The organism is Allotabrizicola aquatica (SeqCode) (assembly GCF_965194375.1).
Lineage (GTDB): Bacteria > Pseudomonadota > Alphaproteobacteria > Rhodobacterales > Rhodobacteraceae > Tabrizicola_A > Tabrizicola_A aquatica.
The window spans coordinates 225,487-237,619 of record NZ_CBDAEL010000004.1 but is presented as its reverse complement, the minus strand read 5'-3'; the positions used below and the strand labels follow the sequence as shown (position 1 = coordinate 237,619).

General features: G+C 62.0%; 9 protein-coding genes. All 9 read left to right on the top strand.

Annotation, left to right across the window (positions count from 1 at the left end; all coding sequences use genetic code 11):
* Positions 1-85 precede the first annotated feature (85 nt).
* Positions 86-1,066, top strand: coding sequence for a tRNA dihydrouridine synthase DusB (gene dusB, locus AC72UB_RS08155; RefSeq protein WP_505189314.1), 981 nt, complete (start codon positions 86-88; stop codon positions 1,064-1,066).
* Entirely contained in the window at positions 1,063-2,160 is a 1,098-nt protein-coding gene (locus AC72UB_RS08150; protein WP_463288531.1) for a two-component system sensor histidine kinase NtrB, read from the top strand. Before dusB ends, AC72UB_RS08150 begins: the two co-directional genes overlap by 4 nt.
* Positions 2,161-2,163: 3 nt before the next feature.
* On the top strand, positions 2,164-3,528 hold the full coding sequence (locus AC72UB_RS08145; RefSeq protein WP_505189313.1) for a response regulator: 1,365 nt from the start codon (positions 2,164-2,166) through the stop codon (positions 3,526-3,528).
* 61 nt (positions 3,529-3,589) lie between these two features.
* Entirely contained in the window at positions 3,590-5,899 is a 2,310-nt protein-coding gene (locus tag AC72UB_RS08140) for a sensor histidine kinase NtrY-like (protein WP_505189312.1), read from the top strand.
* Complete coding sequence (gene ntrX / locus AC72UB_RS08135; RefSeq protein ID WP_505189311.1) at positions 5,896-7,290, top strand: nitrogen assimilation response regulator NtrX; 1,395 nt, start codon at positions 5,896-5,898, stop codon at positions 7,288-7,290. Before AC72UB_RS08140 ends, ntrX begins: the two co-directional genes overlap by 4 nt.
* A 146-nt stretch (positions 7,291-7,436) precedes the next feature.
* The gene (gene trkA / locus AC72UB_RS08130; protein ID WP_463288527.1) at positions 7,437-8,816 is read left to right on the top strand and encodes a Trk system potassium transporter TrkA; all 1,380 of its coding nucleotides are present in this window, start codon (positions 7,437-7,439) and stop codon (positions 8,814-8,816) included.
* 12 nt (positions 8,817-8,828) lie between these two features.
* Positions 8,829-10,358 carry a potassium transporter TrkG gene (locus AC72UB_RS08125; protein ID WP_505189310.1) on the top strand — a complete coding sequence of 510 codons (1,530 nt, stop codon included), beginning with the start codon at positions 8,829-8,831 and terminating at the stop codon, positions 10,356-10,358.
* Positions 10,359-10,527: 169 nt separating this feature from the next.
* The gene (gene hfq, locus AC72UB_RS08120) at positions 10,528-10,761 is read left to right on the top strand and encodes an RNA chaperone Hfq (protein WP_430464146.1); all 234 of its coding nucleotides are present in this window, start codon (positions 10,528-10,530) and stop codon (positions 10,759-10,761) included.
* A gap of 38 nt (positions 10,762-10,799) precedes the next feature.
* The gene (hflX, locus tag AC72UB_RS08115; protein WP_505189309.1) at positions 10,800-12,131 is read left to right on the top strand and encodes a GTPase HflX; all 1,332 of its coding nucleotides are present in this window, start codon (positions 10,800-10,802) and stop codon (positions 12,129-12,131) included.
* The last annotated feature ends 2 nt before the right edge of the window (positions 12,132-12,133 follow it).

Genomic DNA, 12,133 nt, shown 5'->3' with positions numbered 1-12,133 from the left:
AAAGCCTGAAAATCCGGCATAAGGGCACCGGTCTTTGCTAGGCGGCACTCGCGCAAGGGCGCAGTCTGACGGAAGAGGAAGCCAAATGACGAATGCATCGCTGTCTTTCCTGCCCCCAGTGATTCTGGCCCCCATGGCCGGAATCACTGATATGCCGTTCCGGCGGATCGTGGCGCGCTTTGGCGCGGGGCTGGTGGTGTCCGAGATGGTGGCGTCTGAGGATATGATGCGCGCCAAACCCTTGGCGCGGGCGCGGGCAGAGCTTGGGGTGGGCGATGCCGCCACCTCGGTGCAACTCGCGGGGCGCGATCCGCGTTGGATGACCGAAGCCGCCCGCTACCTTGAGGCGCAGGGCGCCCGGGTGATCGACATCAACATGGGCTGCCCGGCCAAACGGGTCACGGCGTCGGGCGGGAACGGGGCTTGTGGTTCGGCCCTGATGAAGGAACCCGACCTCGCCTTGCGTTTGATCGAGGCGGTGGTGGGCGCGGTGTCAGTGCCGGTCACGCTCAAAACCCGGCTGGGCTGGGATGACACGCTGATGAACGCGCCACAGATCGCCAAAGCGGCCGAAGGGGCAGGGGTGGCCATGGTCACCATCCACGGCCGCACCCGCGCGCAGTTTTACAAAGGCAGCGCCGATTGGGCGGCGATTGCGGCGGTGAAAGCGGCCGTGTCGATCCCGGTCATCGCCAATGGCGATATCATTGATGCGGCCAGTGCCGCGACCGCATTGCGGCTTTCGGGGGCCGATGGGGTGATGATTGGGCGCGGCGCGCAGGGCGCGCCTTGGGTTTTGGGCCAAATCGCCCATGCGCTTTATGGCACGCCCGCCCCGGTAGAGCCCAATGGCAGCGCGCTGGCCGATCTGGTGGCCGAACATTACGAGGCGATCCTCTCATTCTACGGTGTCGCGCTTGGCTTGAAGGTCGCGCGCAAGCATCTGGGCTGGTATGCCGACCGTGCCGGCGCGCCCAAGGCCGAAATGCTGACCGCTGACGATGCTGCGACTGTGCTGCGCCTGATCCCGTCAGCCTTTACCTCGCCCGAAAGACAGGCCGCATGAGCGCCTATCGCCCGCCATACCCGGTTCCGGGCGTCATCTGGGCCAGCCTTCCGGCCCCCGCGCTCTTGATTGACCGCTACGGGCTGATTGCCGAAGTGAACCCGGCGGGCGAGATTTTCCTCAATGCTTCGCTCAAATCGTTGAAAGGCCAGCCGGTGCTGGACCGTCTGGCGATTGACGCCGAGATGGACAGCGCCATGGACCGCGCGCGCGCCAATCATGCGGCGCTGTTCATCAACGATGTCGATGTGACAACGGGCGAACGTCCGCCGGTGCAATGCAACATCCAGCTTGCCCCGATGCACGACAATGCTGACTACATTCTGATGCTGATCTCGCCGCGGGATCTGGCCGACCGGATCGGGCGCGGCATGCAGGTGAAATCGGCGGCGAAATCGGCCATCGGCATGGCCGAAATGCTGGCGCATGAAATCAAGAACCCGCTGGCGGGAATCTCGGGCGCGGCGCAGCTGATCTCCATGAACGCCTCGCCGGAAGACCGGGAGCTAACCGATCTCATCGTGGCCGAGACCCGGCGCATCGTGAAACTGTTGGAGCAGGTGGAGCAATTCGGCAACCTGCGCGCGCCGGACCGCCGCCCGGTCAACCTGCATGACGCGCTCGACCGCGCGCGCCGCTCGGCCATGGTGGGCTTTGCCACCCATATGACCATCGTCGAGGATTACGATCCCTCGCTGCCACCCACCTTTGCCGACAGTGATCAACTGATGCAGGTGTTTCTCAACCTCATCAAGAACGCCGCCGAAGCAGCGCGTGGCCCCGGCACCATTCGACTGCACACCTTTTACGACCAATCCCTGCGCGTGCGGCGCAAGGACGGCAGCTTTGCCCGCCTTCCCCTGACCGTTGAGGTGCAGGACGATGGCCCCGGCATCCCGCCCGACATCGCCGCCGATATCTTCGAACCCTTCGTCTCGGGCCGCGAAAACGGCACGGGGCTGGGGCTCGCACTCATTTCCAAGATCATCTCCGACCATGACGGCTGGATTTCGGTCGACAGCGCCCCCGGCCGCACGGTGTTTCGTGTGTCTTTGCCGGTCGCCCCCAAAGAGCTCAAGGAAAAGAAGGACTAAGCCATGGACGGCACTGTTCTTGTTGCTGACGATGATCGCACCATCCGCACGGTGCTGACCCAAGCCCTGACGCGGGCCGGGTGCAAGGTGCATGCGACCTCGTCACTGATGACGCTGATGCGCTGGGTGGAAGAGGGCAAAGGGGATCTGGTGATTTCCGATGTCATCATGCCTGATGGCAACGGACTGCAAGCCCTGCCGCAAATCGCCCGGCTGCGACCGGGTCTGCCGGTGATCGTGATCTCGGCGCAAAACACCATCATGACCGCCATTCAGGCGGCCGAGGCCGAGGCGTTCGACTATCTGCCCAAACCCTTTGACCTGCCTGACCTGATGAAACGCTCAGCCCGCGCGTTGGAGCAAAAGCGGCTGGCGCCCAAGGTCGCCACGCCGCGCCCTGTGGTCGAAGAACTGCCGCTGGTGGGCCGCACGCCCGCGATGCAGGCGCTTTATCGGTTGGTGGCGCGGGTGATGAATGCCGATCTGCCGGTGCTGATCACCGGCGAATCTGGCACCGGAAAATCGCTGATTGCCCGCGCGATCCATGATTTCTCAGATCGTCGCGCCCAACCCTTTGTTGTGGCCCAATCGGCGGATCTGGGCGGTGTGGAGGGCATCTCGACGCTCCTCGCGCGCAGTAAGGGCGGGTCCTTGGTGCTGGACGAGGTGGCCGATTTTGACGCCGACGCGCAGGCGCGGCTGGTGCGGATGTTGGATGTGATGGGCGAAAACGGCCCGCGCATTATGTCCACCTCGCAGACCGACCTTGCTTCTCGGCTTGAAGCGGGCAGTTTCCGCAAGGATCTCTATTATCGGCTTTCGGGCGTCACGCTGGCGGTGCCCGCTCTGCGTGAGCGGGTCGAGGACATTCCACTTCTGTCCGAACACGTTCTGGCGCGCGGTGAGCGGGATATGGGCGGGGTGGTGCGCCAGCTTTCGCAGGACGCCAAAGCCTTCGTGCGCGCCCATCCTTGGCCGGGCAACGTGCGCCAGTTGGAAAACACGCTGCGCCGCCTGATGGTCACCTCCTCTGAGCCTGAAATCTCGCGCGCCGAGATTGAGGCAGCCCTTGGTCAGGCGCAGGCCAGTGCGGCACCTGCGGGCGCGATGGAGGGCGAAAAGCTGGCGCAATCGGTGGCCCGCCATCTGAAGCGCTATTTCGATCTCCATGGCGGTCAACTGCCGCCGCCGGGGGTATATGACCGGGTTTTGCGTGAAATGGAGATCCCGCTGATCGAGATCGCGCTGGATGCGACAGCCGGAAATCAGGCAAAATGTGCCGATCTCTTGGGCATCAACCGCAATACCTTGAGAAAAAAGATCACCGAACTCGATATCCGCGTGACACGCCGCCGCAAGTTGATGTAAATCAGCCACAGGCCTGTGTTCATCGCGCCTGAGGCGGGTTGGACACAAGACTGTGGCGGGAATGGCACGGCCTGCCCGCGTGTGGGGGTGGTTCGGCGTGGCGTCAAGTTCCTATCGCAGCGCGACATGGGTGAGGTTGTCTCGCCTGCGCCGGGCGCGGGCGATTCAAGGTGCCTTCAGCTTTGGTTTGGTGTTTCTTGGGCCGCTGTTGGCCGTGGTCACCTTTCTGGCTATGGGCCCTTACGATCTGGGCGCCAGTTCCAGCCTTTTGCGGCTGATCCTGCTGATTGACCTTGTCTATGTGCTTTTGGTCGCCGCGCTGATCCTCAGCCGGGTAATCCGGATGATCGCCGACCGCCGCAGCCAATCGGCCGGATCGCGGTTGCACCTGAGGCTGACTGGCGTCTTTGCGTTTATCGCGCTGGTGCCGACGATTCTGGTCGCGGTCTTTGCGGTGTTGAACCTGAACATCGGGCTTGAAGGTTGGTTTTCCGAACGCGTGCGCAACGTGGTTGGCTCGTCGCTTTCCGCCGCTGAGGCCTATGAAAAAGAGCACCGCGACGCGCTGACCGAGGATGCGGCGGCCTTTGCTGGCATCTTGAACGTGACCCGCCAATCGCAGTTCTTCATGGACGATGGCCAAATTCGCCAAGTGCTGAGCCAAGGCCAGCAGGCCATCCAGCGCGGTCTGCGTGAGGTCTATCTGATCGACGGTTCGGGCACGCTGAAAACCCGGGGCGAGCGCAGTTACCTTTTTGATTTCGAAGCCCCATCAACCGATGAGCTGCAGCGCGCCGCCTCTGGTGAGACGGTGGTCATCGAAGACTGGATCAACAACGAATTCCGCGCCCTCGTCCGGCTTGAGGCGTTTCCCGATCGCTATCTCTACATCAGCCGCGCGGTGGATGGCCAGCTTCTGTCGCTTTTGGATGACACCAAGGAAACCGTGTCGCTCTATCAGCAGTTGGAGGCGGATCGTGGGCGTGTTCTGTTCAACTTCGGCCTGCTTTACCTTGGCTTTGCTCTGATCCTTGTGCTGGCTGCCATTTGGCTTGGCCTGTGGTTTGCCGAAAAGCTCAGCCGCCCTGTGGGGCGCTTGGCTAGCGCTGCGATCCGGGTCGGCGAAGGCGATCTGGATGTGCAGGTGATCGAGGAAGAAGGGGATGACGAAATCACCACTTTAGGCCGCGTTTTCAACCAGATGACGCAGCAACTTAAAGGCCAGCGTGATGCGCTTTTGGACAGTCATCGCCAAACCGAACAGCGCCGCCGTCTGTTCGACTCCGTTTTGTCGAACGTCACAGCCGGCGTGATCGGTCTTGATGCTGATGGCAGGGTTGATTTCGTCAACCGCGCGGCTGAGCGGCTTTTGGACGTGAGCCACGGCACGCATGACGTGCCCTTGGGGTTGGCCGTGCCCGAATTTGCACCGCTTCTTGACCGCCTGCGCGACAGTGTTCAGGCCGCGGTGCAAGAAGAGGTGCGGCTGACGCGGGCAGGCAAGCTGGAAAGCCTTCTGGTGCGCGTCTCACGCCGAGCCACCGAAGGCGGGCGGCTTGAAGGCTATGTGGTCGCCTTTGACGATGTGACCGAGCTTGTCTCGGCCCAGCGCATGGCCGCTTGGGGTGATGTGGCGCGCCGCATTGCCCATGAAATTAAGAACCCGCTGACCCCGATCCAGCTCTCGGCCGAACGGATCAAGCGCAAGTTCCGCTCTCAGGTCCAAGAACCCGAGGATTTGGAACAATACACCGATGTCATTATTCGCCAGACCAACGATTTGCGCCGCATTGTCGATGAGTTTTCCAAGTTTGCCCGCATGCCGGAACCTGATCGGCGCGAGGGGGATCTGGTGGAACTGGTCCGCGCGGCCGTGATGTTGCAGGAAAACGGCCAGCCCGGGGTGCGGTTTGTCACAAGCTTGCCCAAGCTGCCCGCGATGCTGGAATTTGACGGCACCATGATCGGGCAGGCGCTGACCAACCTCATCAAGAATGCGGGTGAAGCGACCGAAGGGCTGATCGAAAAGGGCGCCCCCGAGGGCTATCAGCCCGAGATTCGCGTCGAGATGGTGGTGAATGAGGATGAGGCCGAGATCCGCATCCTCGACAACGGCACTGGCCTTCCACCTGACCGGGCCAGGCTGTTTGAGCCCTATGTCACCACCCGCGAGAAGGGCACCGGCCTTGGCCTGCCCATCGTGAAGAAGATCATTGAAGAACACGGCGGCACGCTCTCGCTTCAAGACGCGCCGCTGTTTGACGGCAACGCCCATGCGGGCGCGATGGCAGTTATTCATCTGCCCCGCGCCCCTCGCGCCCAAAGCGGCAGGGCAAACAGGATGCCCCAAGCGGGCAAGGAGGATAGATGACCAGTATTCTTATCACCGATGATGAAAAAGACATTCGCGAACTGATTGGCGATATTTTGAAGGACGAGGGCTATGCCGTGCGGCTTGCCTCGAACTCCGACGAGTGCATGGCCGAGATCAATGCCGAACCTCCGGCGTTGATGATCTTGGATATCTGGCTGAAGGACAGCCGGATGGATGGGATCGACATCCTTAAAACCGTGAAGCGCGACAATCCGGACATCCCGGTTGTCATCATCTCGGGCCATGGCAACATTGAAATCGCGGTCGCCGCGATCAAACAGGGGGCCTATGACTTCATCGAAAAGCCCTTCAACATCGACCAGTTGATGGTGGTCGTTGCGCGCGCGATGGAGACAAGCCGCCTGCGCCGCGAAAACGCCGACCTGCGCCGCCGCGATGTGAGCTCGACCGAGATGCTGGGGGCAAGCTCGGCCTTCAAGACATTGAAATCGCACTTGGAAAAGGTCACCAAATCCAACGGTCGCGTGATGCTCACCGGTCCTGCTGGATCGGGCAAAGAAATGGCGGCGCGCTTTATCCACCAGCATTCGAACCGCGCGGGCGCCACTTTTGTGTCGGTCTCGTCCGCCACAATCGAGCCGGAGCGGATGGAAGAGGTGCTTTTTGGCCGCGAAACATCCGAGCGGGGCGTGGAAAAGGGCTTGTTGGAACAGGCCCATGGCGGGGTGGTCTATTTCGACGAGGTGGCCGATATGCCCCTTGGCACCCAGTCAAAGATCCTGCGCGTGTTGACCGAACAGCAGTTCACGCGACAAGGCGGCAATGACAAGGTGCGTGTTGATCTGCGGGTCATCTCCTCGACGACCCGCGATCTGCGCCGCGAGATCGGCGCGGGCCGCTTCCGCCAAGAGCTGTTTGACCGGCTGAACGTCGTGCCGATTGCCGTGCCCAGCCTTGAAGAGCGGCGCGAGGATATCCCTGACCTGACCCGCCATTTCATAGACCTTTTCCATCGCACCCAAGGCCTGCCGCTGCGCGATCTGTCGTCTGAGGCCGAGGCGCTTTTGCAAACCATGCAATGGCCGGGCAACGTGCGCCAATTGCGCAACGTGATTGAGCGTGTGCTGATCCTGGGTGACGGTACGGGGCCGATTGAGACGCGTGAATTGCCGGGGCAAGAGCCGAGCCCCGACACCGGCGGGCGCATGGTTCTGGGCGGCGCCATGGCGACGCTCCCCCTGCGCGAGGCGCGTGAGGTGTTTGAGCGCGAATACCTCATCACCCAGATCAACCGCTTTGGCGGCAATATCAGCCGCACTGCGGGGTTCGTCGGGATGGAGCGGAGCGCGCTGCACCGCAAGCTGAAATCCCTCGGCGTGGTCGGCGGCCACAAGAACGGTGGCGGCGAGGAGGACGAGGAAGGCTAAGCCCTTCATCTGTTCTCAAATATCCCCGCCGGAGGCGCAGCTTTCCAACCGCGTTCCCGGTGCAAGATCGGGCCTGTCCGCGGCGCAAACCTTGACCCCCGGCCCGACCCGTGCCAAGCCATCACCAGCCCAAGCAGAGGTGTTCCATGAAAGTCATCATATGCGGCGCGGGGCAGGTGGGTTGGCAGATTGCCCGTCACCTTTCGGGCGAAAAGAATGATGTGACGGTGGTCGACAGCAACGCCGATCTCGTGCGCCGTGCTTCTGAAACCTTGGATGTTCAAGGGGTTGCGGGCTTTGCCAGCTACCCCGACGTCTTGGAAAAGGCCGGCGCGCGCGATGCCGACATGATCATCGCCGCCACCCATTCCGACGAGGTGAACATGGTCACCTGTCAGGTCGCCCATTCTATCTTTTCGGTCCCGCGCAAGATCGCGCGCTTGCGCAGCCAGTCCTATCTTGATGCGATCTATTCCGATCTCTATCGCCGCGATCACCTGCCCATTGACGTGGTGATCAGCCCGGAGCGTGAGGTGGCCGAGGCTGCGCTCCAGCGCCTTGCCGCACCCGCCGCCTTTGACACTGAAAGCTTTATGAACGGGCGCGCGCAGCTTTTGGGCATCGCCCTGACTGAAGAATGCCCGGTGCTGATGACGCCCCTGCGCCAGCTGAACGAGCTTTTCCCAACCCTGCGCGCAATTGTGGTCGGTGTGCGCCGCGACGAAGGTAAACTCTTCGCCCCTTCGCCGATGGATATCTTGATGGCTGGGGATCGGATCTATGTCTTCACCCATATTGAAGACGTAAACCGCACGCTGGAAGTCTTTGGAAAGCGGACGAAAAAGCAAGAACGCTTGATTATCATCGGCGGCGGCAATGTGGGCCTTGCGGTCGCGCGCGCACTTGAGGCGCGGACCGATCGCATCCGCGCCAAGATCATTGAGCGAAGCCGCAGCCGCGCAGAATTTGCGGCTGACAACCTGACGCGCACCATCGTTTTGAACGGCGATGGCATGGACATGGATATTCTGGCCGAGGCGGCGATTGAACGCGCCGATGCGGTCCTTGCGGTCACTGACGACGACAAGACCAACCTTCTGGCCGCCGTGCGCGCCAAACAGGCGGGCTGTCCGATGGCGATTGCGCTGGTCAACGACCCCACGCTCGCCCCGCTGATGGGGGCCTTGGACATTGACGCCTATATCAACCCGCGCGCCACCACTGTGTCGTCCATTCTGCGCCACATCCGCCACGGCAAGGTGCGCGCGGTCTATTCGATCGGTGATGCCGAGGCCGAATTGGTCGAGGCGCAGGTTCTGGCCACCTCACCTTTGGCGGGCAAGCTGGTGCGCGATGTTGATTTTCCCGAAGGTGTGCTGGTCGGCGCCGTGATGAAGGGCGACCGGGTGATGAAACCCGCTGGTGATCTGCGCATTGAGGCGGGCGATGTCATTGCCCTCTTTACCATGGCCGGCGACCGGCCCGAGGTCGAGCGCCTGCTGCAGGTCTCGGTCGACTTCTTCTGACGGGCCGGGGCGATGCTGCGCCGCCTTCTTGATCTGCCGCTTCTGGTCATCTTGATCGGGTTGGCTGGGCTGGCCATGTTCGTGCCCGCGGCCCATGCCTTTGTGCTGAACGAACATGAGTTGGCGCGCAGCTTTGTCTATATGGCGCTGTTGGTTTTGATCTTCGCGGGCATGCTGGGGCTCGCGCGTGCCAATGCGCTGCCGCGCAATGTGGCGCGCAATCACCTGATCTCATTGGCGCTGGCCTATGCGATCTTGCCGCCGATCTTGGCGCTGCCCTTGCTGCAGCGCGCCGCGGGCGGGGCTGAGTTTGGCGCGGCGATGTTTGAAATGCTGTCCGCCTTTACCACCACAGGCGCGCCGGTTCTTGAAGGGCCGCTTGCGCCCTCGGTGCATCTGTGGCGATCGCTGGTCGGCTGGCTGGGCGGGCTTTTTGCGCTTGTTATGGTGTTTTCGGTGCTTGCCCCGCTGAACCTTGGCGGGGTTGAGGTCGAAACCGGCCGCATCCCCGGCCGCGCCAGCCCCGCCATGCAGCAAATCACCCGGATCGCCGATCCGTCTGAGCGTATGGCGCGCTTTGCTGCGGGCATTTTTCCGTTCTACTTTGGCCTGACGCTCGTGCTCTGGGCCGGTCTCTACATGGCGGGTGAAACTGGCTTTGTGGCGCTCTGTCATGCCATGGGGGTGCTCTCGACCTCCGGGATTAGCCCACTGCCCGGCGGCACTGCTGACGGGCAGGGCGGGTTTCTGGCCGAAGCTGCGATGGCGCTGGTGTTGGTGTTTGCCCTAAGCCGGCGGCCCCTTTTGCGACTGTTGCGGCAAGGCGGCACGGCGCAGATGTGGCGCGACCCAGAGCTTGGCTTGGCGGGCAGTATTCTTGCAGTGGTCGTGGTGGGTCTGTTCCTACTTGGGCTTTATGGCGCATTGTCCGGCACACAAGATCACGGGTTTTTCCAAGCGCTTGGCGTGCTTTGGGCGTTGGTCTTTACCTGCCTCTCATTTCTGACGACCACCGGCTATGTCTCCAGCTTTTGGGAGCTGTGGCCGGGCTGGTCGGGCCTGACGTCACCCGATCTTTTGCTCTGGGCGCTTGCCATTGTCGGGGGCGGGGTGGCCACCACGGCGGGCGGGGTCAAGCTTTTGCGGGTCTATGCGCTGTTGCGCTTTGGCGAGCAGGAACTTGACCGCGTGATCCACCCCTCAGCCGTGGCGCGCATGCGCACAAGCGCAACCATCTCGCGCGCGGCATCGGGGCAGGGCACTGCGATGGCTTGGGTGTTTTTCATGATTTTTGGCCTGTCGATCGCGGCCTTTGTTGCGGCACTGACGGTGCTGGGGGTCAGTTTTGACGAAAGTCTGGTGCTGGCACTGTCGGCCCTGACAACCACCGGGCCGCTGGTTACTCAATCGGGGGGCATCGGGGCGAGCTATGGCGGACAGAGCGGTGCAGTCCAGATCGTCCTGGGCTTTGCGATGGTTGTGGGGCGGATCGAGGCGCTGGCGATTCTGGCGATCTTGCTGCCCGAAAACTTGCGCCGCTAGCACAGCCCACACTCAAGCTGGCGGAAAATCAGCGAAACTGTTGGATTTCCGCGGGGATAATGTCCTTTTTGGGGCTGGAAACTGCCTGCGTGTCGCGCAATACTTAGTATGCCCGGCGCGTCTTCGCGTCGGATGCGGGTAGCGCGACGGAAACAAGGACAATAAGCCAATGGCCGCCGATAAACAAAATTTGCAGGATGCGTTTCTCAATCAGGTTCGGAAGTCCAAGGTTCCGGTCACCATTTTCCTTATCAACGGTGTGAAACTTCAGGGCGTCATCACCTGGTTTGACAATTTTTGCGTGCTTTTGCGCCGCGATGGTCAATCGCAATTGGTCTACAAACATGCGATTTCCACCATCATGCCTGGCGGGCCGCTGAACCTGTATGAGGGTGAAGACTGATCCCTGATCTTCCCGAGGAAGAGTTCGACGATGACCCGTTGTCGCAGGACGGCGGGATTGATGCCTATGAAACCGCCAAACCCCTCACCCGCGCCTATGTGCTGCACCCTGATCTGAAATCGTCCCGCTCGCGCCGTTTGCCCGAACATGGGTTGGCCGAAGCGGTCAGTCTTGCCGCCGCCTTGCCCAACCTTGAGGTTCTTGGCGCCGAAGTGGTGCGCCTGCCAAAGTTGCATCCCGGAATGCTGTTCGGCTCTGGTAAGGTGGATGAGGTGACGGCCCGGCTCAAGGCTTTGAAGATTGATCTGGTGCTGGTCGATGGTCCGGTGACCCCGGTGCAGCAGCGCAATCTGGAAAAGGAATGGGGCGTCAAGCTTTTGGACCGGACCGGTCTGATTTTAGAGATTTTCGCCGACCGCGCCCGCACCCGCGAAGGTGTGTTGCAGGTGGAACTGGCCGCGCTGTCTTATCAACGCACCCGGCTTGTGCGCGCCTGGACCCACCTTGAACGCCAGCGTGGCGGCTTTGGGTTTGTCGGCGGTCCGGGGGAAACCCAGATCGAAGCCGACCGCCGCGCGATTGACGATCAGGTGATCCGGCTGAAGCGCCAGCTCGACAAGGTGGTGAAAACCCGCGAATTGCACCGTGCCTCGCGCCGCAAGGTGCCGTTCCCGCTGGTGGCGCTGGTGGGCTATACCAACGCAGGCAAATCGACGCTGTTCAACCGCATGACCGGGGCGGACGTGCTGGCCAAGGACATGCTCTTTGCGACGCTGGACCCCACGATGCGTGGCGTCGTCTTGCCCGATGAAAAGGGCGGGCCCGGTTCCAAGGAAGGCGCGGGGCGCAAGGTGATTGCGTCCGACACTGTGGGCTTCATCTCGGATCTGCCGACGCAACTGGTCGCCGCCTTCCGCGCCACGCTGGAAGAGGTGCTAGAGGCCGATCTCATCTTGCATGTGCGCGACATCAGCCACCCTGAAACCGCCGAGCAGGCCGCCGATGTGATGGATATCCTGACCAGCCTTAAGGTAGACCCGAAGGTTCCGGTGATTGAGGTTTGGAACAAACTGGATCTGGTGGACGCCAGCCAGCACGAGGCACTGTTGCAGCAAGCCCAGAACCGGGCAGGGGTCTTCCCCGTCTCGGCGCTGACCGGCGTCGGGATTGACCGGCTGTTGGCCGCGATGAGCGCCGTTTTTGGCGAGGAAAAGACCCAAGAACGGCTGCATCTGCCCTTTGCCGCCGGTAAGGCGCGGGCTTGGCTCCACGGCGAAGGTGTGATCGAGGCCGAAGAGATGGGCGAGGATGGCTGGCAGATTGACGTTCTGTGGACCGCGCGTCAGCACAAACGCTATAGCGAGTTGTAACG